The organism is Pseudomonas sp. BNK-30 (assembly GCF_047456185.1).
In the GTDB taxonomy this organism is placed as follows: domain Bacteria; phylum Pseudomonadota; class Gammaproteobacteria; order Pseudomonadales; family Pseudomonadaceae; genus Aquipseudomonas; species Aquipseudomonas putida_E.
The window spans coordinates 3133368-3158060 of sequence record NZ_CP179904.1; the positions used below are offsets into that span (position 1 = coordinate 3133368).

Genomic DNA, 24693 nt, shown 5'->3' on the forward strand with positions numbered 1-24693 from the left:
GCTAATTATTCCTACATCCCGCTTATCCCCCCCCCTTTAACCTGTTCGCCGCTCCCCCCAACAGGCGCTTAGCCGTCTGGGAGCATTCCGGGACTGCCCCACATACGAACAGGATTCAAGGAACTGCCAATGAAAAAGACTTTACTCATGCTTGCCTTGGGAATGGCCAGCAGCAACGTATTCGCAGCCCCCGAAACCGGCCAGATCAACTTCTACGGTACGGTCTATGGCGGCGGCACCTGCCCGATCGAAGTGGTCAACCCCGGCGGAAGCGTTATCCCTCGTGTATCGCTCGGCAACTTCACCACCAAGTACTTCAGCGCCAGCGGCACCGTTACCCCAGACGTGGCATTTGCGTTGCGCGTAACGCCTAGCGCTACTTGCACCATCGCACCCGGCGCAAAAACCAAGATCACCTTTACTCCATTGCACGGTGTAGTGGGCACAAACCTCTACGGTATTCGCGGCGGCGGCGCCACGGGCCTGGGTCTTGTGATCAAGGACCAGGCTCGCACCAAGATCAACCCCAATGCCGAATCCAAAGAATACGACCTGTATGAAACCCGCCCGACAGACTTGATGTTCTACGCGGCGTATGAATCCTTTGCCGCCACCGTTAGCGAAGGCTTGGCCGAGGCGGAAGTTTCTTTCGTGGTGAACCTGCCTTGACACGCACTCCAGGTGCCTGCACCTGGAGTCGATTCCAACTACACCCGGTCCAACGCCATGCTGTTTTTCCGTCACCCCCTGGCTGTTGTGTGCAGTTGCCTGCTGCTGCTCGGCGCCAACACGCCAATTGCCTATGCGGCACTTACCATCAGCCATACCCGTATCGTCCATGAGAGCGCCAAACGCAGCGCCTCAGTGATTGTCGCAAACCCTTCGAAAACGTCGTTCGCCGCTCAGGCTTGGGTCAATACCGAAGCCGACGATGCAACCACTGCTGTCCCCCTCATAACCTCGCCTGGGCTGTTCCGTCTGGACCCCGGCAATGAGCAGACAGTGCAGATCAACGCACTACCCAATGACCTGCCGCAAGACCGTGAGTCGCTGTTCTATTTCAACTTGCAGGAAATTCCGCAGGCGACGGCCGATACCCGGCAAAATATTCTGAACATTGCCCTGCGTACGCGCATCAAGCTGTTCTATCGCCCCAGCCATCTGAAAGACCGCCCGCAAGACCGGCTCAAGGACCTGGCATGGTCGGTACAACTGATAGACGGCAAACCGCACCTGGTTGTCGACAACCCTTCGCCCTACCACTTCACTTTCAACCGACTGGTCATCAGCGGCGCTGGGTTTAGTGAAACCATTACGGCCCACGACATGGCCCTGCCATTGAGCCGTCAGACGTATGCGCTGAAGCGGTTACCGACAACCCAGGGCCTTCAGGTCAACTTCACCACGATCAATGACTACAGCGGCATTACAGCCGAACGCTCCAGCCCGGTGAAACCAGAGTGAGCCAACCTATACCCTCAGGCGCGCAACGTAAGGTTGATGGAGGGGAAACGGACCCAGTTGCCGCCCTCATCGAAACTCACCTGAACGCTGACAGTAAACCGTTCATTGAGCCTGAGGCTTGCCAGATAGGTTTTTGGCACCGTCACAGCGTTATCCATGCCAATCCCCTGCCTGGCTTGCGTAGCCGATACCGGATGTGCGACAAGTGCATCATGGGCGGGCGCCTCATTGCCACTTTGCAATACGCCCGTCACCTGGATGCTGACTCGCTGCCCTTCGGCGATCATCCGCCACGTGTCCAGCTTGATCGGTACATGGGCAGGCGCAGAAGCCAAGTGAAAGCCTGTACTGTCGGCACCCACCAGGTTTACCTGAGGCAGCCTTTGCGTCATCGCCCTCACCTCCAACCTGACCGGATCAGAGTCCAGAGCACTGTCACCACCATCGACTTGGTAGATGACCGGCAGGGTCCGCTTGCTTTGCGCCAAAACCTTCTGCACCGGAATTTCAAAGTGCCGGTCGCGCCCCTCGTACGGGGTCCGGGTTGAATAGTGCCCCACGCTTCCCGGCTCCCCCCACACGACAGTGATCGTTTCACCGGGATACACCATCACCTCGGCCGGAACCTCGATCAACAAGGGAGCGTCAAAGTCGTCAAGCGCAAGCGTCAGTTGTGGCCCTGAACCCTCAGCCTGGGCGATCAGCACCGGGCTCAAGCTCCTGGGCACCGGCGTGGCCGTTACCGCCAGTGTGACGGGCTGCGATCGTGCACTGACATTACCCGCGCGATCACGTACCCGATAATGGATATAACGCGCACCATCCTCACGCTCGCGAATCATGTCTCCGGGAAATTCGAGTACCAACGGCTGCCCGACGTTCTGATCTGTCACCTCAAGCTCGGCAACCTGCTCGTTGGCAAAGGGCGCTCGGTCCCAGTAATACGTCAGCATATCGCCCACTGCCGGGCTGTCGTACCCCGGCACAGTGGCCAACAAACGATCACCATGAGACTCCAGGTAGCTCACCGTAACGCCCTCGTCCAGGACCTGCTCCTCAACAATCAAGGCACCGTCCTCGCCCCCCAGCAACGGCGCGATCTTGTCGATCGTCAGTGTCAGCGGCTCAGACACCACCTGACTTCCGTTGTAACCATGGACGCGGTAGGTCACAAGCACCTGGCCGTGAGCCAATAGCGCTACCGGGACATCGGCGTACAGGTCTTGCGGCGGTATGGTGTCGAACCAGGTTTTCTCCTCGACCAACTGCGCGCCCCAATACAGGAAAAGCTTTTCCGGGTAGTCGGGTGAAGGGTTCGAGTAGTCCCACATAGGCACTTCAATCCGCAATGGACGTGCAAGCGCCGATACGGGCAGCAAGTTGTCCTGCCCTCCTGGGATATTGGGCAGAACATCTGGCGAAACAGGCGGTTCGAGGAGCGTATCGGTGGGCAGGCCTCTCGCTGATCGTTGCATCATGCTTCCCCTTACGTTTGTTACCGTGCACAAAAACGGGAAGGCTGAACCTTCCCTGTTGCGACCGACCTACCAGCTGTAACGCAGCCCGACGTTAGCCCCCCAAGGCTGCTCAATCTTTTCACCATTGGCATAATCAAAGTCTGCATGCAGCTGCAAGCGATCATTAAGGGTCGCGGCAACCCCTAGCCCAAGCTCGCCTCGCGAACCCGACAGATCGTTGTCGAATCGATTATTGTTGACCTTCACCTGATTGTTCTGAACGAACTCATGCGCATAGGCTGCGCGCAGATACGGCTGCAGCAATCGCCCCTCGCCCAGTTCGAAGGTCCGCCCAACGGTGGCACCGGCCTTGCCGAGCAGCGAACGGGTATCATCACCTTGGGCTTGCAAGCCATTGTCCAGCTGGTAGTCCTTGCCCTGGATATTGACCACCGACCATTGCGTGTAGGGCTCGATGAAGTAACCAGCCCCCAGCTCCAGGTGCCGACCAAACTCCACGGATGCCCCCACGCCAAGGTTGTCGTAGTCGCCCTTGGTCCGCGTGCCATCGCTCAAGGCGATTTTTGATGAGTTGTCAAAACGGTTTAGCTTCACCACACCGTCCAGGTAGTACCCACTCTGGGCATCGAGCCAGGTTGCATAAAGCCCCAGGTAGTAGCTCTTGACCTCTGCCGAGGCGCCCCGGACCAAGTCCAGATCAGAACCGCTGTGGCCCGCCATCACCCCGATCAACCATTGGCCATCGCCTACCGGAAGCGGCGCATCGGCACCCAACGAGAAACCCTGCTGAACTTGCCGGTAAGGGCTACCCGATGCATCGGACACGTTGAATTTGTTGCCATAGGCTCTAACCCAGCCACCGGCACTTGCCTCATCCAGGCGTAACTCGCCCATGCGGCTACGCAACGTCGTCAGCTCGCCGTACCACACAGTCGGCGCCGTGTTGAACAGAGCCAGCACAGAAGCAGTGCCAGGGCTGATGACCTTGCGCGAGCCATCGAGGAACCAGTCGTTGCCTCGCTGCACCAGGTCATAGGAAAAAGCCCCCAGGTCGACTGGCCCGTTGAGTAATGAAAACTGCGCATCACCCGCCGCGGCGTGCACCAGATGCAGCTGGTTTTCAACCGAGGGATCAGCGCCGCTGCTGCCCACCAGCAAGCTATGGCTACCGGTGGCAGTTCCGGTGATATCAAGGAAGTCGGTCTGGCCAGTACTGAAGTCACTGTCCATGATGAACGTTCCGCTGCCTGCCAGAGTCCCCAAGGCCAAACGTTGATACTGGTCGGGTTCACCGAACCTGATACTGCCGCCATTGAGAGCCAGGCTGCCGACCTGGCTATCTTCGACCATGTTCCAACGCGCTTGGTCGTTAATGGACAGGCCGGACACATTCTCCAGGCGGCCTGTCAGGCTGGCCTGGTTGTCCAGCGTCAACGAGGCACTGGAGCCGGCTTCGACGCGTACATCTCCCACAAGTTGGCTGTTGTCGACAGTCATGCTCGCCGTCGACCGGCCCACCACTTCCAGCAGGGTACCGTTGCTACCGCGCAACGTGGAGCCGCCTGCCACGTTTATTACCCCATTGGCAGGGCCGAGCAACGGATTGCCGACAATGATGGCCGAGCCGTCCAGCCCTTGCACATCAGAGCCCACCAGGTTCAGCGTGGCTGTACCCGGCAAAGCAGCATCGGAGAAGATACGCACCCCAGCTTGCGCACCTACCAAGCGGCTGTCTTGAGCCGTCAGTGTCGCACCGCCAAACATGTTCGCTGCCGCAGCGGTCCCGGTACCGATCAACTCGCTGCGTTGCAGGCTCAAGGTGGCAGCTGATGACACCAATGCGCCGCCGCGGGCACCTTCAACATGACTGTCGCTGATCGTGGCCGAAGCCCCCGCAGTGCCGTCAGACTCCAAACGCAGGCCATAGCGGTCACTGACCACACGCGAGTTGTCCGCTATGGTCACCCTCGCCCCACCACGCAGGGCGATGCCATCAGCGCCTTGCGCATCCACGTTACTGCGTTGCATCTGCAACTGCGCACCGCTACCGATATCCAACTGCAGGGTCGATGCATCGACCGCCTCAAGCCAGGCGCCAGGGTTGAGCTGATAGCTGTCGACCGGCGTGGTGGCGTCGATCGCTCGCTTGCCCTCCACGACGGTCAACGCCTCGGTAACCGGGCTAGCCAGCAAGAGTACAGGTAACATGAGCACCGCCTGCATTGAAGGGTACGAGCGTTCTTTAAGCACAGTCGCCATTGAATCAAAGGTCTCCGTCGTATTAACTGAAATCACCCACGGATTAGGGGGTAAATTTCGTACAAGTTACGTGGCACTACCCGAAACCTCTGTAGGAATATTCGTCAATTGAGCAAAAGACATCTGACGGGAGATGAAGATGGCTGACGCCATCTTCATGCGTTGCCTGCTTACGGTTTGAGTGGGCAAGCTGCTCCCAGTTGATGCATTGAAATGATGCGTTCCTCAGTACCGGACGTGTACGTCGTACCGTCCAGTTCGAAGGTGTACCAAACACGGGCGCGCCCGTCTTTAAGGGCAGCATTGAAGTTAGGTATGGGCAGTATGTGTGTGTCATAGGGCTCCACACGCCATACAAACCCATTCAAACTTTCCGCTGTCAGGGTAATTTCCTCGACCTTGTCAATGTCCGGTATTGGCGTTTCACCGGTAAAGCCATGCACTGCCGTCCAATGCATCGTAACTTTGGCACCCGTCACTAAACCGTATGCCGCGAGGTCCGGCACCTGAACACGAATGGCCGCTGCGGCACCGCTATCGTCATCCGGGTCATACAATGATCGGCAGGTCAGCCAGCCCACGGGAGCCTCGGTATTGCCACCAAGAAACTCAGGGGCGTCCGGGACCAAGACAATGGCCGTTACGGTTACATCGGTCGATGGCGACACTGAGGCATTGGGAACACCGTCCCGAGTGATCCTGTAATGCACCGGCACTACGCCGTTTTTGTGGGCTTCGATGTAAGCCCAAGGGATCGTTGCCGTGACTTGCTCACCGGGATCGGTGTCCAGCACCTCATGATCCGCTTCAGTGATATGGGTTCCACCCCAATGGAAGGTAATTTTATCGCCCTCGATAAAGGTGCTATCGAGCACGAACGTCAGGGTCGCAGGCTTGAACTGATCGTCGGGCGTCAGTTCATTGTTTTTGCCCGAAACCTCACCTTTGACCGTGACGTTGTCCAACTTCGGGTTGACCGGGTCTGGCCAGGTTGGGTCTGGGCCTGGATCGACCGGCCCGATACGTTCAAGGTTAACGTCCACAGCCGTCCGCTCGGTGCCCGCTGGCACCGCCCCCCGTCGCAGTGCATAGCTGACAGGTGTCGACATCGCCCCGCTGCCTGCGGCCGCATACTCGCCCCACACTTGCAGCGGCAACAGGTTGATTGCCAGTGGGAAAGATGGCGCGTTGCCAATCGGCTGCCAACCCAGTTCGAGGGAGCCCCAGGTCACCTGTAACTCATCTGTGGGCTTGAAGTGCTCGAATGCCGGGATATGCACCGACACACCCGTGAACACATCCTCCTGGTCGATCACTCCATCGCCAGCCAGCGGCACTTCAGGAGCCTTCAAACCCGAAGGCAATGGCCCAAGCGCAACACCCACCGCGGTAGGAGGGGCGATTCGGCTGATGTTGCCGGCCTTGTCAACCAGCAGATAGAGGGCGTAAAGGCCACCATCGCCTGCGGCTTCGATGGCAGTTCGGGGCACCTTCAATTGCTGTGGTAACGTTCCGACATCTACAGTCACGGCAGGTAATACCGCGGTGAGGTCCTCGGGTACATCCTTCAACCAGTAGACGGCAACCTTGTCGCCGGCGGCATGATCAGGGTACGAACCCAACGTCAGCTCAACATCTGCCACGTTGGCGTCGGTGACATCTGCAATCGGCGCAAAAGCGGGCGGGACGTTACCTCGGTTGGGCGCAATGCGGTCAAAGATCAGCGCGAGCCTTCCGCCCTGAAGCCTCGTGCCCCCACTGTAAGGTAAAACCTCATAAGTGAATGTCTGTGTACCTTCACCCCACGCCTCAACTCTTTCCCTGGGCACGGTATACGGCAGGGGGAACTCGTCTCTATTACTTTCGTCAAGTTCCCTATTGATTAGTTCTTCCCGCCCCCCGTTCTCACTTAAATGATAAATATATAAAGTGTCGTAAACGCCGAAGCCGGGCGGCGCAAACGTGTCCCATGCCGGGATGCTGACTGTCAGTTCCCCATCAGCGCTGAGCAACACTTGGCTTTTCAGCGTGTTATCAGCGGGATCGGCCAATAGGCTCGGGTCGATCAACGGGGCTTCCAATGCAGTGGACACAGAAGCCTGCGCCCGCTGCTGACGCACGGCCTGGCGGGTTTGCTCGGCCGTCATGGTCCTTTTTTCATACGTGCTCATTACGTTTATCCTGTCGCGCTGGAGGGTTAAGGACGCCGAAACTAAGCGAGTTGCATACCGTTATTTAAAGGCCCCTGTTCAACACGAACAACTGGCAGAACTGACAGTTGACTTCTTGCATCAGCCTTTTAAACCGCCGAGTAATTATCGAGTTATCAACAAGATCGAGCGCCGCGCGGGCGGCGCTCGATCTCAAGGGCACCAGATCACTCCGGATATGCGCCTAACCGCATCGCCAAAGCCCAGAAACACCGGTTACACCGTGCGCACCGCTCAAAGGGTTTCCTGCATCGCCAGGCGATCCAGCGGGTCATACGCATAGTTCGCGCTGGCTGTACCGGCCGCCCCGTTGACGCTTTGCAAACGCCCCAGCGCATCGTACGCAAGCGTGCGCCCTTGCTCGTCAAGCACCAGGTTGCCGTCCAGGTCATACTCGAGCGCGACAATAAGCGGCGAATCCTCAAGCCCGCGAATTTCGAAACCAGTCAGCTGTGCAGGATCCAGTTCATTGTCGAACTGATAGCGGGCATCGAGGGTGCCACCGTCAAAACGCGTGCGCACTCGGGAGATATTGTCCAAGGCATCGAAATCGAAGCGCTGGGCCTGGATTTTCTTGCCGTAGGGGTCGACCGGCAGGTATGCGTCTTCGCCCTCACACATGTAATCGGTCAATCTGCCACGCTCGTCGTAGGTGTAAGCCTCCTCTCGCAGCACTCGCCCGTCCTCGGTGAGCGTCTTGCTCACGATCGCATCGAGCGCATCATAAGCCTGCGCCAGCACTTGTTGCGCATCGTCAAAATCAAAGCGGCGCGACGTTTCACGCTCAAACTCATCGTACTCAAGGGTGGTCTGCAAACTGCGAACGCTGCCATCGGCATCACGCGCCTGGGTCATGATCGACCTGTTACGCCCCAGCGAGTCATAGGTGAACGTACTGGTCAGCGTACCCAGGCTGGTTTGTTCGAGTTGGCCCAGCGAATTGTAGGTATAAGACTGAACCTGCCCGAGTACATCGGTGTAACTCAACAGGCGTCCGCCCAGGCTGTGTACATAGGCCATCTCGTAGCGAGCCCCCTGCTGAACTCGCGTCTCCGACCGTACCTGGCCGGTACTGAAATAAGTACGCGAAAGCTCCTCGCCCTGCTCCTTGCAGTACAGCAACCGCGCATTCTGCTTGTCATACTGGTATTGAGCCTCGACCCCCGAGTCAATCACCGTCCGTTGCAAAGGCTCTTCACCCAACTGAGGCAGATATTGGTAACGGATTTTCTGGCCACTGGGTGTGATGACCGATTCAGGCTGACGCATGCCATCGGCATACTGCAGCACGCGCCGGCGACCGCCGGTAATTGATTCGACCATGCGACCCAGGCCGTCGAACACCTGCTCACCCAGCACGCTCTGGGTAGCGCCATCGGGGTGCAGCACCTTGATCAGCACCGGCAAGTCTTCATCGCTGTGACCAGCATACTCACGCACCACCTGCGAGCCATCGGCCAGGGTATGCGTGTGCAAGCGGTCGAACTCATCAAAGGCGAAAGCAGTCTGGGCGGCGCGGCCGTCGATTTCTCGCGCCGTGCGCCCAAGGCCGTCATAAAAGTACTGGTGCAAGCTCTCGCGCGTACCATCCAGGCGCAAACGTTCGACCCGTACCGGCTTTTCGAAAAGATTCTGCCAGGTGACGGTCTTGCCAGTGCGCAACAGGCCGTCCGCCGACTCGCGCCACTGGGTGAGGATCGGCCCTTTCGATTCTGGCGTACCGATCGGGTCGATCTGCTCATGGGTGCGCACGCCGTCGGGGCCGATTTCACAGCTGCGCTGCCCCCAGGCGTCGTATTCGAAGCGGGTGCGCAGCGGCAGATCGTCCAGCGCCAGCCATTCATATTCGGTTTCTTCAAGCAGATTGCCCAAGGCATCGTAGGCAGCGCTGTAGCTCAACCGTGGCGCCTCCTGGGCGGCCATTGTCTGCGCGAAGTCAGGGTCCTGGCGCAACTGGCGAACCACACGATTGAGGCCGTCTACGTAGCTCCAGGTGGTAACCCCTTTGACATCTTTCATGACCTGCACAGCCTGATTTCCCGTGGAGGACAACTGGTAGCTGTATGCGCGCGCGGCTTTGAACTCCTCCATGTTCGGAGCCACCGTTTCCAGCACTACACGCCTGAGCTGGTCGTACTCGTAGGCAATCTGCACTTGGTTTTCATCATAGTTGAGCAGGGGCTCGCCGATCAGCTCCGAGTACTGCAGCGTATTGACCTTTTGCGCCCCGTCGAAGCCGGTCACCGTAGCTTGTGTCTCCACTACCGGGTGCTGATTCACCACCCGTAGGGCATAGCGGTAGTCGGTACGGGTAGGCTTGCCGCCCATGCTCCGCACCTCGCTCAGGCGCCGGCCATGCAGCAGCGGATCGGCCAGCGCCTCGGCGTACTCAATCCCGGTATGGCAGAGGATGGTGCCGTCAATCACACGCACCTGGGTTTCGCTGTCTGGCAAAAGCTGGCCCTTGGCCTGAGCATCGAGTGCGCCCAAGGCGATATAGGTGAAATTTCGGCTCAGCGCCTCTGCCCTCCCCTCACCGTCGGCTGCGGGCACCAGCACCTGTGATTTAAGGGTGCGCACGAAACCTTCCGGGTCGCTCGGACAACCCTCGCTGGCCTCGGCCGGGTAATAGCTATAGCGTGTCTGTACACCATTGGCCTGCACCTCCAGGGTGAGGTTGCCGTGACTGTCGTATTGCGTGGCGGACACTTCAGTACGGCGATCCCTGGAGTTGCCTTGTAACGACCAGGCAGAGGTCACCGTGTTTGGCAACTGGAAGTTGTTCGGCTGGTCTGCGAACCCAGTGTCACTTCGTTCGTGATAGGTCGTTGTGACGGTTTCGATGCAGCCTTGCTGGGTGGTGACCTGCGAGGTCAGCAAGTGAAAGCGATTGAATGTGCGCTCAGTCATACGCAGCGCGGTGCCGTCCTGATACTGACTCGCAGTCGAACTGTAGACAAAGCTGGAACCGGTGAACTTGTACAGGTTGTCCAGCCCGTTGTCCTCCCAGGCCACCCCCGTGCCATTACCAAGGAAGTTGTTGCTACTGAAGGCATACCGCGTTTCGATATCCGGCTGCCCCCCGCCCGGGCTCAGGACATGCCGCTGCACGTACGGCACCGTTCGCCCTTGGCCGCCGGGCAAGGCATGGCCGTCATCCTTGTACTCAATGACTTCGCGTGCACCGACGGGAGTGTGCAGATCAGTCAGGCAGCGCAACTCGCCCACCCGGCGATAAGTGAATGCCCAGCGTGCCTGGTCCGCAGTTGGCAAAACAATCTTGACCAGCTCATCACCCGTGCGCTCCAGGGTGTAGCGTGCGAACGCTTCGGAATCAGGGTTCAGGTCGATCAGCACCCGTGAATGGCTACTGTAATCGATCTTGAGCAAGGTGCGCGGGCGACCGTTGACCTGGGTGTCATCGGTAATGGATGCCAGGCACGGCTCGCCGTTTACCACCTGGTAGGTCAGATTGATGCCGTGCCCGCTCGCTGCCAGCACGCGTACAGGCAAAGCCACCGCAAATGTGGGTGCCTGCGGCTCAAGCAGCTCGATCAAGCCGGACTTGTGGGCGATCCGAAAACACTTGTTCCCTCCCTCGCTGACGTTGTCGAAATGAAAACTGTCGATCTTGCGTTCAGGTATCACGGCCTTTTCGCCAGGGCCATTGTCTGCCACCTTGAAACTCTCACCCGTATGCAAGCTGAGCATGCCGCTACTGACGACAAACTGGCTGAGGTTAAGGCTCCAGCCGACACCGAATCCGGTGTCCTGGCTGTTCAGCGGGTTGTAGCCCAGGCGCAGTGGCAGCGTGGGGCCGCTGAGGTGGTTGGCAGGCAACTCGGGCAGCTCTATCAGTAGTGAATACAACCCGGTTCGCGGGTCGACACTCCCCTGCACGAAGCTGAGAAAATTGAAAGCGTTGGAATGAATAAGGGATTGCGTCGTCATAGGAACACACTCGTTCTGATAGCGGAAAAAAGTCGCCCCGCCAAGGGGCGACAAACACTTACTGAAGTTCAAGCGTCAGTGTGTTTCGGCCATCGGCTCCGCCGCCAAAAGTGGCCTTGAGCCGGTGCGCAATGCCAAAGTTGTCGATCAGGGTGAACAACAATGGCTTGTCCAGCACTTCACGGTATTTCTTGCCGCCTGTGTCGTACCAGTAGTTCAGGTTGGGCGCCCGATCCAGGCTTAACAGCAGGCTGCCTTCGGCGACGTCTTCCTGCCCCTTGAAGCCGTAATCCAGTTCCTTGAAATTCACCAAGGACTCTTTCGCCAACAACTGCAACTCAGCCTGATACTCGATGCCCGTAGACGCAGGTACCGCACCCGGGTAACGGCGTGGCTTGAAGGCGAAGCCGGTGTACGTGCAATACGACTCCTTGAGCAGTTCGCTTTCCCACCTGATCATCGAGGCGTGATCGAAACGAGCGCTGGCAAACTGCACGTCCCTGGCGCTGATCACCCAGTAATCGGTGGTGTAGTGCCAATAGTTGAAGGTATCCAGCGGCTGGCCGTGATCCGAACCCATTCGGCTGGCCACACGTTTTGCCACCATCGAGTAGTTGCTGATGCTCGGTGCCGGTACACGCACCCCTTCAAGTTGCACGACCCCCTTGGTTTCGTCCTTTTCCTGCGAGTAGTGCCAGCCATTGGAATGGTCCTGGAACTTGGCCTTGAACTTACTGACTTCCGCCTCCAGGCAATGTACATAGACAGTCACCGTGCGCCTGGCATCAGCGGGCGTGCGCAATGGCACCTGCGCAGCCGGGGTGCTGCCGGTGGGCAAGTAGTCGAAGCGATTGCGAACCTTGCTGACCGCCCATTTCCTCGGGGAACCGGTTTCGTCCGGGTCAAGCCCTTCGCACCCGGGACTCAGATAATCGACTTCAGTGCCATCCTCATGCAGGATCACCAGCGTCGAGAGTTCCAGATCACTCACTGGGTCCCAGACCACACCCTCATCGCCCTCGAACGAGTTGGTTTCGATCAGAATGTCGATACCGACCTGCTGCAGCCCATTGGCCAGCACCCGGTTGCGGTTGGCGTTGTTGAGCGAAATTTCGAACCTGTTGAGCGTCTTCCAGCGCGCCCGCAGGCTGGCCACTTGTTGTGGCCTGTTAGGCTGGTGCTCGATAACGGCAAAACCGGAATGTATGCCAGCGATACCGGCGACCACGCTGACTTCGCCCGCGTCGCTTTCAGGCGCCGTGTACGCGCCGGTGGCCGAGTCGATCTCGCCGGCACCGAACAGTACCCACCGGTCAGCGGGGTAGTCGGCCAAAGTGAACGTCTGCATCCCGCTCGGTGGCATCGTGCTCACATGAAACGGTTCAACCTTCAGCACTGGGGCACGGTTGAGTATCACCACAGTGGCATAACCACTCTCGGCGCCGCAGCTGACCTTGATACGCTGCAGCACGACCTGGGCCGCCCCCGCCTGGTCCTTGGGCACAAAGTGGGCGATGCGCGGGTCGGCAGGGTCGGGCCGCAAGATGCCATGCTCCCCCCCTCGAGCGACCATTGCACCCCTTCACTCTGGGACGCATTCAGCTTGATCGCAGCGTCTCCCTCGCCCCAAAGCACCACCCTGGGTGATATGGCCAAGGGGTCGCTGGACTCGACCACCAAGGCCGTACTGGTCTTGTTGCCCGTTTCGCCGGCAACGTGTGCAGTGACCACCACCACTTGTTGATGGCTGACGAACTCGTTCAGCGCTGAGGCGGTATAGCGGCCTTCGACGACCTCACCGCAGGCTCGCGGATGAAGCAGGTTGCGCGCCGACCATGCACCGGCGGGTGTTCCCTTGAGTTGGTAATTGACCTGGCGCGAGGCCGCGACACTGCTCAGGGCAGGTTGCAGGTCTGCGCTTTGCGCAGTGGCCCCGATGTCACCGAACAGAATTGCATCATGCGCAACATGCTCTTCGGCCATGCTCACCTGATAAGCCTGCACCAGCATTATCCGCGCCAGCGTGTTTTCGGCACGCCGGCTCAACAGTGACGCCCGCATGCGGTCTACCAGCAAGGCAGCGTTGTAGTTGCCGCCCCCGTCATCCAGCGCGGGCAACAGGTAGGGCAGCGCAGAAGGAACGTCCCCCCGGGCAGCACTGCCGCGCAGTTGCATCAACAGCAGCACTGCACCATCGTCTTCGGGTGAGGCGCCACTGCCGCCGCCCTCAGGTGCTTTCTGGGTCACGACATCGAAGCTCTCTATCGCCGTCGCGTCATAACCCAGCAAGTCGAGTGTCAGCACAGGCAGTACCCACTCAGTGCGTTGCTGATCAAGTTGCTGCTTGATGAAGTCTCCCATCGCACGGCTGGCGATCTCGGACGAGGCCAGATTACAGGTAGGCTCGGTGACAGTGCTCAGGTCCAGGATCAACTGGCTCTGGCTGGAAAAGGGTATGGGAATCACCCTCAACACCGCCTGCATCTGCAACTGGTAACCCATGCCCTGCATCAATACATGACTTCGACGCAGCCAGGCTGGCACCCCGGAATGCTGAGCGATCGCATGGCAGGTACCGGCGATCAACTCCATGCTGACGGTGACGTGCGCCGTTCTACCGCTGGCATGCTTGAACGACAGTTGCGGGGGGCCGAGCATGAGGTTGTCGAACACGACCTTCTCGGTACGATTCTCCATGAAGTACTCGCCGCTGATCGGCAAGGTAAAATCCTGCGTCGCGAAAGCATCGACAAATTGTGTCTGGAGCAACTGATTGAAGCGCTCACGCCCGATGGCCAGGATTGCGCCCCAGCCATGCAACACACTCCCTTTTTCCAGTTCATCGAGCAGGTTTTGTTTGGAGTTGGCAGCCATGATCAGCTCCTCCTTTGAGTGCTGTGCACCTGGACATGTTCGACCAGTTCGATGTGGGTCTGCTCGTAGGGCATGGGCAGCACTGCGTAGTCCCATAGAGGGAGCCGCGTGGAAGTCTTGTCAAACGCGGCAACGATGATGTAGTCACCTTCCGCACCCGGCGTGTAGATCCCTGTCGTTGACAGATCGCCCTCGCCCTTGACCAGAAACCACTGCGTGTCCGCAGGCGGTATCTCCACATCGCCCTCGTCCCAACTTTGTACCCACAAGGCCAGTTTGAGGGTATTGTCCGTTTGCGCAGTGACCCTTATCTCGGCAGTGGTGGTTGTCCACGGAATAACCACATCCATGGCCTCTGTGTGTGCCCCCGAGCTCACGGTGACCGTGTCCAGCTGCATCAGAAAATCGACTGTACCGGAAGCCCCCGGCTGTCTGGTTGGGGCGACGTAGATACGCGTTTCCTTGTCCACCGGAATGTCCAGGTCCGAATCTTCAGCGCCCGGTAACCGCAGGGTGCCTTTGGAGCCCGGCTTCATCGCCCAGCTCAACGGAGCGCCCAGGCTGCCGCCGACCACAACGTAACGGGATGGTTTGGCAGGCGACTGGTCAGAGAATTGGCCGCTGAGCATGAAGGGGAAAACCGAAACGCCCTGCGGCACGACGGTCACCAACGCCCGGCTGACCTGATCACCGGCCGTTGCGGTAACGATGACCCGCTTGGACGTCCCCGTGATCGCGTCGCTTGCCGGCGCGGTGTAAACACCGTTGGCAATGGTGCCCTTGTCCCCTGACTCACCTGGCAGGTGATCGAGGCTCCAGGCCACAGCTGCACCAGGAAGTGGCGCCAGCCTAAAGGTCTGTGTGGTGCCCGCAGAAAGCGTGGCTTCCAGCGGTTCGACGGCGAATGCGGTGAGCTTCGGTGCCAAAGTACCCAGCAATGACAGGTCGCCAGGTACCTGCAGGTTCCGAGGCTCAGCGATTTGTTCGCTACGGAACAGCAAACCGTTCAACCGCAGCACATCGATAGACGCGCCTGCCGACGCAACCGCCGTAACCACCTGATCGAACGCGTTTTTGAAAGAAGTTTTGAAAAGGTCTTGGGCTGTTTTGAATACTTCTTCCAACCACACGAATTGCCGACCGTCGTATTGAGCCAGAGCAACATCGATCTGTTGTTCTTTTTTCACCACTTTGACACGGCCTTTGTGCTCGCCAGCGGTCTCGAGTTCAAGTGCAAAGTTTTGCCGACACGTATAGTCAATCACCACCGGATATTTGACTGCCAGACTGCCATTGCCCCCATTGGCTCTCCAGACAAATTCGTCAGACTCCAGAACCGGGTGGCCATCTTCAGACGGCGGCCATTGGCCTTTCCACTCCAGCACAATAACGCCGCCCTTTGAAGCAAGCGTCATGTTCACCGAGGTCCTCAGCAAATCAAACCGCCATGCTTTGAAGCCATCGATGCGCCTGGCGGTAATTGCACCGTCCAACCCTTCATACAAAGGAGGCGTTGAAAAACGGTGTGTCTGCTCGGGGCTTGTAACGGTGAGCCCCGGCCAAGTCAGCTGGGTGATGAAACCTGCCTGCGACTCATACTCCGGTTGCTCGTTTTCATAACCCGGGACTTTCTTGAACATCTGGGCAAGCACCTGTTTGCTCCAGACATCGTTGCCCACCAGCAGGTTCATCGTGAACGGATCCGAGGAACCCGACTCCGGCAACAAGTACGGCATGTCCTCGTCCCGGGTTGGGAAGTCGCCCCCCCGTGCACCATTGAACGCGACGCCGACCACCACTGCGCCCTCGTCCAGCTCAGCCGGATCACTGCTGACGATCGATTGCCCAGCCTTGGCCAACGAATGGGTACGCACCGCAAAAGACGTGGGTTTGAGTTCGCCCTCGACAGGCTTGAGAGTGTTCAGCTCCCACACCCGCTCCTCGGCCGGTAGCGCTGCGAAGGCGCGCTGAATGGCGCTGCCGACCTTTTCGTTCAAGTCTTTCCAACTCGACACTTCGAAGGTGTAAGCCGAACCCTGGGAGAGGTCCAAGGTCACTCGCCCTTCATCCGTGATCGTACCGTTATTACTTTGATTGAGGTTGATGTTCATGCGTACAGCCGGGGCGCTCAACGGATCGAGCCGCGAAAGCCCTACCAGTTCTGTTTGACCACTGCCGGGCGTTCTGCGCAGTTGTTTGAACTTGCCCCCCGACACGTGCATGCTTAAACGGGCAGCCGAACTACTGATGCTGGAATTGACGAACGACAGGCTGGGCTTGTCCAGCGTCAACTCAGAAATATCCGTCCAGCTGCCGCCCTCCGTTTCCACCCGCAGGCTGATCGGTTTCAACCAGTGACTGCCATCAAACCGTTCGATATGTTCTTGCGCCAACAGCATGTTGGTTTTAAACCGGTCATAAACCAGCAAGGCGCCCCACCCTTTCGTGCGGGGTTCGACGCTCAGGTAAGACAAATACTCTTCGAGTGTGGGCTTGGCCATTTAATGTATCTCCAGACAATCGAGTCTTCATTAACAGGCGAGCGACACCTGTCCTCAGGCCATGTAAATGCCTAAAGAAAACAGGTACGACGCACGTTGTTGGGTATCCGCAGACGCCCTTAATGGCGCAGTAGCAATGCGTTGGCCACAGGGCGGTCGGTCAGTTGTTTCTAGCGGTTCAACGTCAGTGTGATACTTCTAAACGGCGTGAAATAAACGCCGCCGTCAAAGCTGAGCCGTGGCGAAATGGTAAAACTTTCGCCCATTGTCAACCCTTCCAGAAATGCCTTGGGCAACTTCGCCCTTACGCCGTTCTCGGCTTGCTCGGCAGTGACAGGAGCGCTGTCCAGAATCACCTCTTCGACCTCGCCCGTCGCGGTCACGCCACTGACCACAACTGTCAGCAATTGGCCCTGCTTACCGAACAGCCAAGTGCCCAACGCCAGGTCGGCCCCCGCTGCCGGTACCTTCGCCAGAGAGAGCCCACCTGCATCGGCCTGCGTGCAGGTAATCTGTGGGTAGCTGGTGCTGGGCACCGGCGTAATCCGAAGGTTGTAGGGCGCCGAGTCGACTTGGCCGGTAGCACCGATCAGCCGGTAAAACACCTGAAAGCGCCTGGACTCGTCCTTTTCGCCGCGCCCAAAATTGGCTGGCACATAGTCTTGGGGAATGAAGAAGCGAAGCGGGTTGGCCGGGCTGACCGGCTCCTTGGCTATGTACTGGCCTAGCGCTGACTGGCCCATCCAGTGCACCTCGGCAAGCTCCCCTGGGGCCAGCGTGTCTGCAGGCACTACGACGTAAACCCCGTCCTTGGCTTCAAGGCCGGGGATGCGGCCAGCATCAGCCGGGCCTTCTGGAATGGCACCCCTTACATCGGCGGCAGGCAGCGACCGTATCAATGCCACAGTCACCTGAAGCTCACTCGAGCTCAAGTTGCCTCCCTTACGTCCATACAGGTAACTCAATCGCACACTGCTACCGGCGTTTTGCATCACATTCTCGACGGGCACTCGAAAAAAAAGCGAGCCGGCAGCCAGGCTGCTGGGATCGACCCGCGCCGCCTGGACCAAATCACCCGCCGGGCTGCGCCAATGCAGGACAACATGGTCAGACACCTGCATACCTGGATACGCCGGCACCGCAATGGCCAAACCATTGCGAAACTGTGTCGGGTCCAGAGGGTCACCTTCGCTGTGGCCCTCGATGCGCGGGGCAGCGAGCAGGTCGGGCAACGTTGCCTTCGAGTCGATTTCCCAGCGCTGCAGAGGCGAATCGACACTACCACCGTCCACCAGGTCAATGCGGTAGAAGCCTTCCATGTAGCCTTTTTCCAAGAAACCGAACCAGTTTTTGGGCACATCGGCAGACAATGGAATCTTGTCGAAATGGTCTTTTGTCACGGTCAGCGTACGCGACCAAACGCTATCCTCCACTCCGTCCTCGTCATACCCCACCAGTTGCAGCGTGATCGTGTCATCTACCTGCATGGCCTGATACGGTGCAACCAGCATCGTAATTGCCCCACCGGCGGGCAAGGCACCTGGCTGAAGTGTCAAGCCATGTGACGGCAAGGCATGCAGCACCGAAAGGGTTTCCGGTTCGGTCCGTGCGCGCAGCCCTACGTAACAGAACTTACGCAGGGACTCCTGCCCATCGTTGACCTGATAAGAGTAGAACGCCCAACCCCCTTCGGCGGCACGGAGCCTGTCGTTGCGGATAGTGACCTCAAGCCCATTGGCCACATCCTCCGGGCCAACTTGAAGCTGCGCTGTAACATCATCAAACGCCTCGCCGGACGGGCTGGCACCCACCCAACGGGGCCGAACAAAGTCTCCATCTTGCATACCGGTATATTTAATGTAGGTCATCAGGTTCCGGCCACCCAATGCCGTCAGATCAACTTCATCATATTCATTCAAATCAGGAACTTCTGGTTCCTCGAGCAATGCTCTGTGCTGCGCACTCATGTTTAACGACCTCGGATTAAAGACGGTGGATACCCAACCGTGGTAATGGCTGAATAACGCCGTTGACGGTTGATAAATAATGAAGGCGTTACCCCCTGCCCACCGTGTACCGCCTGCGACTGATCTGAACTCAGTTATAAACCGCCCTGAATAAGCCGGACAACTGGCAAAACTACTAGGTGCGCCTTAAGGCCAACTCTCCTAGCCTTTGATCAGGCTTTACAGGCCCTGCGCGCGAACCTGCGCTGACATTGGCGACTCACACCCAGATGAGTGAAGCGCTTAACCAATGAGGTTTCTGTCATGACACATGAAAATACTCCGCTTCAATCAGGGGTCATTATCGTTACCGATCCCGACCAGGATTCCCGGGCACTCAACATCCCTGTAATTACCAAGGGCGGCACCTTCACACTTGACCTGACAAGCGGCGACACTCGACTTGGCACACCGCGCAAAATTCAAATGGACGACATACCGTCTGCATCACTGATCACCTTGTATTCCAGAAATATGAAGGCGGGTGAACCCGAATGGAGTTTGCGCTTGAAAACCACGCACCATACGGCACGCTTGAACAATCAGGATGTTGATTATTTCTTCAACACCTATATTGCCAACGACTTTATCAAAGAGGGTTTGGGTATCGTCGTAGAGGGCAAAAGCACGGGTACAGTCAAGCGCGACACCCTCGGCAAAGTGGTCGTTGTAACTTCACCTACCCCCCCCACCCGCTGAGCTGAGTGGTTTCACGAGGAACACGGTATGTCTTTGCATTCCAATGCGTTCAACTTCATGAGTTTCGTTCAAGGCAGCGTCGATCCACGCACCGGCCAATATACGCTCGGTATCGATTTGCCGGAGCTCAACGCCAACGCGCTGTGCGGCCCCAACCTGCCCCTGCAACTGGGTTTCAACCCCCTGAACGAACGCAACACCGGCTTTGGCATCGGCTGGAGCTTGAAACTGACCAGGTTCAGCGTGCCCAACGGCATGCTTGACTTGCACACCGGCGAGAGCTTCCATGTCGCCGACAATGGCCCGGGAGAAACCGCCGTTATCACGGAGCGCAAGCTGGAAAGCTTCCAGTTCCGCAATATCAGCGAGGGGGAAAAAAAACGCTTTCGCATCGCGCACAAGTCTGGGCTCACCGAGATCCTTGAGCCACAGGCCCCCAACTTTGAAGTGGCCCTGCCGGTTCGAGTGCTGGCGCCTTCGGGGCATGGTATCGACCTGCTTTACACCCCGGTCAATGGCCAGCCTTGCCTGGCGACGATTCGAGACGACAGCCAGCGCACCCTGCTGAACATCGACTACGGCCGCAACGACCAGGTATTGCTGGACCTGCAACCAGAGACTGACGCCCGAGCCCGGTTCAGCCTGGGCCTGCAAGGCGACCAACTGATCAGTATGACTTTGCCCGGTGCCGATCAGGCCAGATGGGAGTTCAGCTATCGAGCCATCGGCGGGTCGTACTACCTGACCCGCTTGAGCAACCCGGTAGGTGGTGTCGAGACAGTGACTTACAAGGAAGACGGCCACGCGCTTCCCGGGGTTGCACAAACACTGCCCTATGCCGCCGAACATGTTCTCCAGCCCGATCCGCTGGATGAAACAACCCACATGAAAAACACCTACACCTTCAGCAGCAACAACTTTCTGGGCAACGGCGCGGGCGTCACCTGGACCGAAGGCGGCGAAGACAACCTCTACAAATCGACACAGGCCGGCTTCAGCTACGAATCCACGGCAAGCCACTACCTTGATGGCCAGGTACTGCGCACCGTCAAGCGCAGTTTCAACCGTTTCCATCTGATGACCGAACAGGTCACCACCCAGCAAGGCTGCATCGAAACCGTCAGCACCACCTATCACGAACTGGCCAATCGGCAATTCGCAGACCAGCCGAATTATTTCCAGTTGCCGCACAAGGTCACCAAGACCTTCACCCTGGAAGGCAACTCGCAAGACCGTCGCGATGAAACCCAGCTAACCCGCTATGACGCCAGCGGCAATCTGGTTGAAGAAATTCAGGCCAATGGCATGCGCACCGTGCGCGAGTACTATCCCAAGGAGCAAAGCGACGGCTGCCCGGCAGACCCGGAAGGTTTCGTGCGTAACCTCAAGTGCGAGACTGTCTACCCGGCCCCGGTTGATGATGACACGCTGCCAGCAGCCCCGATCAAACGTAATCGTTACCGCTATGTGCAGCTGCCCGGCCTGCGCCAGAGCACTTACAACGCGCTGCCTGATGGCTGGCTCGCGCTCGAGCAGGAAGACACCTTCGCGGTCACCCCCGAGCAGGGCGAGGAACATGAGACGCTGTTGCACAGCAATCATCGTACTTACTTGAACATGCCTGAAAAGCCACTTCTGCACGGCCGAATCGATCAGCATCAGTTCAGCATGAATGGTGTTTCGGCGGGCCGCCGCTGGCGCTATGAGTTGATCAATGACCCTGCAGGGCAACCTACCTGGATGCAGACCCGGGAGACCTACAGTGCGCCGTGCGGCACCCTGGAGGCCACCACTCGTTCGGCACAGTCGATCCTCAGTGGCCAACTGGTCGAAGAGCAAGACACCCTGGGCGTGGTCAACCGCTATCAATACGATGTGCTCAATCGCGTCGTGGAGCACACCACAGCGCCAGACGAACCGGCATACAAGGCGACCCGCCGCTTTGCCTATCCGCGTCTGAGCGAAGACGGCCGCACACGCACCTGCGAAGAAGTCATCGATGCCAAAGGAGTGCTCACGCGCATCGTCTACGACGGCCAGAACCGGCAGATCAGGGAAGAGCGTGAGGTCAGTGCCCCGGGCAACCCGCAACAGCGCCTCCAGTACACTGTGTCACAACAGCGCTATGACTCGGTGGGCCGCCTGATCGGCGAAACCTTCTACGACTACCCGCCTGACATCGTCGGTACTCAGGCGCTAGCGCCAGATGTGACCCGCAACTACAGCTATGGTTACGACGGCTGGGGCGCGCGCAGCGAGGTGCTTCGCCCAGATGGCATCAAGGAGGTGACGCACGCAACTCCTTTCGGTGACGGTGGCGATCTTGTCACTCGCTGGCGCGAGAGCCCGGATGCACCGGGGGTCAAGCAACAGCTACAAGTCAGCCAACTCAATGCCTTCAATAAACCGGTCTTCGAGTATCGCCAGCTCGAGCGGGGCGACCAGCCAGCCATTCAGGCGGGCCGCACGGACTTCGTGTATGACGGGCTTGGCCGCTGTATCAAAGACACGTTCAGTTTCACTGAGAGCAGCACCCAGGCAGCACGACGCGTCACCGAATACGTCTACGACGTTTGGGGGCGTATGGCGGAGACCGTGCGCCCGGACGGCACCGCACTGATCCGTCATTTTGCCCCGCAGAGCACCGGCGAGCTGACCACCTCGCTGCAGGTGCGCAAGGCGGGCGCCAGCGACAGCCAGACGGTTTGCGAGCGAGCGTTCGACGGCCTGGATCGCTTGGCCAAACTCAAAGTAGGCCCGCGGGTAGAAGAATACACCTACCACGGCACAACCCAGCTGGTGGAAAAACGCACCGCCTACACCCTCCAGAGCACCGCCAAGGGCATGCGCAAGCGGGTGATCGGCTATCAGTACTTACCGCAGTTGACCGCGCAACCCACTCACGTGAACGCCAGTATCGAAATGGATGAGCAGGTACTGACCAACAGCACTCTGCAAGCCAATTTTGCATACGAACCGCTGAGCGCAGACATTTCCACTGCTGGCAACAGCAATGGGAGCCGCGAATACCAGTATTCCGATCAGGGCTACCTGGCAGCAGAATCCTGGAAGGTCGCCGGCCAGCTCAAGCATCACAGCGACTACCGCTACTCGCTGCAAGGCCAAATCAGGGCCCTCGAGCACTCCGATGTCCACGACAGCATCTATGGCCATGACGCATTGGGCCGGGTCACCAGCATCGAGCAGGGCACCCTGCAAGCGGCGTTCGAATACAATAGCCAAGGTTTGCTCGCCTGTACCACCACCCGCGACAGCGCCAATGCCGAGCGCCATGTGCAGTGCACGCAGGACTATGACTCGCTGGGACGCGAGGTAAAACGAACCCTGAGCGCAACCGGCAGTGAAATACAGGTCATCACCCTGACCTGGCTGGACAACGACATGCTGCAAAACCGCACCCTGGAACGCGGTGGTAAAGAGGTACGTAAGGAAACCTTCGAATACGATGAGCTCGACCGCCTGGTCGCGCACTACTGTGAAGGGGAGGCACTGCCGTGCAATGCCAAGGGGCGGCCGATCAGCAGCCAGCTGTTCCGCTTCGATGAGCTGGACAACCTCACCCGCTGCCAAACCGTATTTGCCGATGGCAACACCGACAGGGCTGACTTTACTTATGCCTCCGATGGCAGTTTCAAACTGTCAGGAGTCAAGCATCGGCTGCTTGAGGATTACCCCGAAGAGCAAGCCTTCGACTACGACGAACTCGGCAACATGCTCAATGACGAGCAAGGACGCAAGCTGGAGTACGACGCCCTCGGCCGCCTGCAACGAGTGCTGGATGCCGACGGGCTGACGCCTCTGGTCGAATACCAGTACGATGGCCATAATGTGCTGGTGGGCTCGCTGCACCGTGGCACCCGGCAGGACGCCCGCCGCTTCCTGGGCCAACAACTGCAGTGCACCTCGCAAGACGGTGTGCTCACACAGTACCTGTATGGCGCAAACCAACCCTTGGGGGTACAGCGCTACCCTACAGATCCCGCCGCCACGCAACTGCTGCTAAGCGACCTGCCCGGCAGCGTCATCGGCGAATGCGATGCTGACGGCACCCGCCATGCAGACTATAGCGCCTACGGCGAACGGCCTGAAGACAACGGCATGCGCAGCCTCCTGGCATTCAATGGCGAAGCCCGCGAGGAGGTACTTGGCTGGTACCTGTTAGGCAGCGGCTATCGCGCCTACAACCCCGCGCTGATGCGTTTCCACAGCCCGGACTCGTTTAGCCCCGAAGAGTCGGGAGTCAACCCCTACCTGTATGCCCTGGGCAACCCAGTCAACTGGCGCGACCCAACCGGGCACCGCTCTGAGGGCGTTTCGCCGCATCGCGATCCCCCCTCGTATGTCGACCCGCCCGAGAAGCCGAAGACGCCGTGGAGCGCATGGTTGGGGGTGGGCATCGCCGCTTTGATGCTGGGCGTATCAGTAATCACGATGCCTTGGACGGCACCGGCGAGCATCGGTATCACCCTCGGTTATATTGCAGGAATAGGCGGAGTAGCTGCCAACGCAGCGGCGCTAGGCATTCAAGCCTACTTGACGGCGACCAACGACGATAATGCCAACTTGGGCTACATCGCCTATGGGCTCAGCTTTCTGGGCGGCTTCGTCGGGGGTGTGGGGATCAATAGCGTCCGCGCTGCACTGCGCACAGCCAGGGCCGCCCAATCCGCGAAGGCGATGGCCGGTTATCAGGCGGCGAAAAAGGCCTTCTTCAAGAATGTCGACGACTTCCAACCCCCCAAGAACACAAATTCGCAGCAGTCGCCGCGAAATCCACCGCCCATGTCCCGCCAGGGGCCCCAGCAGTCCAGCCAGGGGCCCCAGCACCGCAATTCGTCAAGTTCGCCAGACAACTTTGAAGGGCCGGGTCCGCAGGCCAATGAAAACCATCAGTCGCCCCCACATACCCCTCCAAGCTCTCGCAGGAATCCGCAGTCGAACAACTCTCAAAAGGGTGGCGGTTCCAATACCGTTCTCGAATCAGTGCCGCCCAGTCCATGGAGACCGATTCCGGCTGACCTTACCTTAGTAGGTCTAGGTCAAAAAATAGCCTGGAGAAATAACGGCACGGAGTGGAGGATCGAATAGAGTTAACAAAAGCGTTAACTGATATGAACTCCCGCTGCGCATTGCGGCGGGAGTTCATTGCATTACGTGGACGACTCCACCGCAAAGCAAAGACCTTTCCTACATCCCACCTCCCCGCGCCAGCCTAACCTAGCGCCCTCGA

At 58.7% G+C, this 24693-nt stretch carries 11 protein-coding genes; 4 read left to right on the forward strand and 7 right to left on the reverse strand.

Annotated features, from left to right (window positions below; all coding sequences use genetic code 11):
• Window positions 1-129: 129 nt before the first annotated feature.
• Together ACMGGN_RS14605 and ACMGGN_RS14610 are read left to right on the forward strand one after the other, a co-directional pair.
• Window positions 130-669 (forward strand): fimbrial protein, encoded by a 540-nt coding sequence (locus tag ACMGGN_RS14605; protein ID WP_115275608.1) that lies wholly within the window; start codon window positions 130-132, stop codon window positions 667-669.
• Window positions 670-726: 57 nt separating this feature from the next.
• The gene (locus tag ACMGGN_RS14610) at window positions 727-1464 is read left to right on the forward strand and encodes a molecular chaperone (RefSeq protein WP_414156837.1); all 738 of its coding nucleotides are present in this window, start codon (window positions 727-729) and stop codon (window positions 1462-1464) included.
• Window positions 1465-1478: 14 nt separating this feature from the next.
• Here the strand turns inward: ACMGGN_RS14610 and ACMGGN_RS14615 are convergent, their stop codons facing one another.
• The 7 genes from ACMGGN_RS14615 to ACMGGN_RS14645 form a co-directional block, all read right to left on the reverse strand.
• Window positions 1479-2942 carry a hypothetical protein gene (locus ACMGGN_RS14615; protein ID WP_196997696.1) on the reverse strand — a complete coding sequence of 488 codons (1464 nt, stop codon included), beginning with the start codon at window positions 2940-2942 and terminating at the stop codon, window positions 1479-1481.
• Between the two features lie 66 nt (window positions 2943-3008).
• Window positions 3009-5201, reverse strand: a complete 2193-nt coding sequence (locus tag ACMGGN_RS14620) for an autotransporter outer membrane beta-barrel domain-containing protein (RefSeq protein WP_119688510.1) — start codon at window positions 5199-5201, stop codon at window positions 3009-3011.
• Between the two features lie 170 nt (window positions 5202-5371).
• The gene (locus tag ACMGGN_RS14625) at window positions 5372-7372 is read right to left on the reverse strand and encodes a hypothetical protein (RefSeq protein ID WP_115275604.1); all 2001 of its coding nucleotides are present in this window, start codon (window positions 7370-7372) and stop codon (window positions 5372-5374) included.
• A 273-nt stretch (window positions 7373-7645) separates the two neighbouring features.
• Window positions 7646-11362 (reverse strand): RHS repeat domain-containing protein, encoded by a 3717-nt coding sequence (locus ACMGGN_RS14630; protein WP_115275603.1) that lies wholly within the window; start codon window positions 11360-11362, stop codon window positions 7646-7648.
• Window positions 11363-11420: 58 nt separating this feature from the next.
• A complete protein-coding gene (locus tag ACMGGN_RS14635; RefSeq protein WP_414156055.1) occupies window positions 11421-12905 on the reverse strand; it encodes a hypothetical protein in 1485 nt (494 codons plus the stop codon).
• Window positions 12906-14238: 1333 nt separating this feature from the next.
• Entirely contained in the window at window positions 14239-16737 is a 2499-nt protein-coding gene (locus ACMGGN_RS14640; protein WP_414156056.1) for a hypothetical protein, read from the reverse strand.
• A 170-nt stretch (window positions 16738-16907) separates the two neighbouring features.
• On the reverse strand, window positions 16908-18704 hold the full coding sequence (locus ACMGGN_RS14645; RefSeq protein ID WP_414156057.1) for a hypothetical protein: 1797 nt from the start codon (window positions 18702-18704) through the stop codon (window positions 16908-16910).
• Between the two features lie 303 nt (window positions 18705-19007).
• On the opposite strand from ACMGGN_RS14645, the gene ACMGGN_RS14650 reads away from it, so the two are divergent.
• Both ACMGGN_RS14650 and ACMGGN_RS14655 read left to right on the forward strand, forming a co-directional pair.
• Window positions 19008-19442, forward strand: coding sequence for a hypothetical protein (locus ACMGGN_RS14650; protein ID WP_115275599.1), 435 nt, complete (start codon window positions 19008-19010; stop codon window positions 19440-19442).
• A gap of 27 nt (window positions 19443-19469) precedes the next feature.
• Window positions 19470-24551 (forward strand): RHS repeat-associated core domain-containing protein, encoded by a 5082-nt coding sequence (locus ACMGGN_RS14655; RefSeq protein ID WP_414156058.1) that lies wholly within the window; start codon window positions 19470-19472, stop codon window positions 24549-24551.
• Window positions 24552-24693 lie beyond the last annotated feature (142 nt).

Coding starts and splice junctions, on each gene's coding strand:
- ACMGGN_RS14605 (WP_115275608.1), top strand. CDS start 130: ATGAAAAAGACTTTACTCATGCTTGCCTTGGGAATGGCCAGCAGCAAC.
- ACMGGN_RS14610 (WP_414156837.1), top strand. CDS start 727: ATGCTGTTTTTCCGTCACCCCCTGGCTGTTGTGTGCAGTTGCCTGCTG.
- ACMGGN_RS14615 (WP_196997696.1), bottom strand. CDS start 2,942: ATGATGCAACGATCAGCGAGAGGCCTGCCCACCGATACGCTCCTCGAA.
- ACMGGN_RS14620 (WP_119688510.1), bottom strand. CDS start 5,201: ATGGCGACTGTGCTTAAAGAACGCTCGTACCCTTCAATGCAGGCGGTG.
- ACMGGN_RS14625 (WP_115275604.1), bottom strand. CDS start 7,372: ATGAGCACGTATGAAAAAAGGACCATGACGGCCGAGCAAACCCGCCAG.
- ACMGGN_RS14630 (WP_115275603.1), bottom strand. CDS start 11,362: ATGACGACGCAATCCCTTATTCATTCCAACGCTTTCAATTTTCTCAGC.
- ACMGGN_RS14640 (WP_414156056.1), bottom strand. CDS start 16,737: ATGGCCAAGCCCACACTCGAAGAGTATTTGTCTTACCTGAGCGTCGAA.
- ACMGGN_RS14645 (WP_414156057.1), bottom strand. CDS start 18,704: ATGAGTGCGCAGCACAGAGCATTGCTCGAGGAACCAGAAGTTCCTGAT.
- ACMGGN_RS14650 (WP_115275599.1), top strand. CDS start 19,008: ATGACACATGAAAATACTCCGCTTCAATCAGGGGTCATTATCGTTACC.
- ACMGGN_RS14655 (WP_414156058.1), top strand. CDS start 19,470: ATGTCTTTGCATTCCAATGCGTTCAACTTCATGAGTTTCGTTCAAGGC.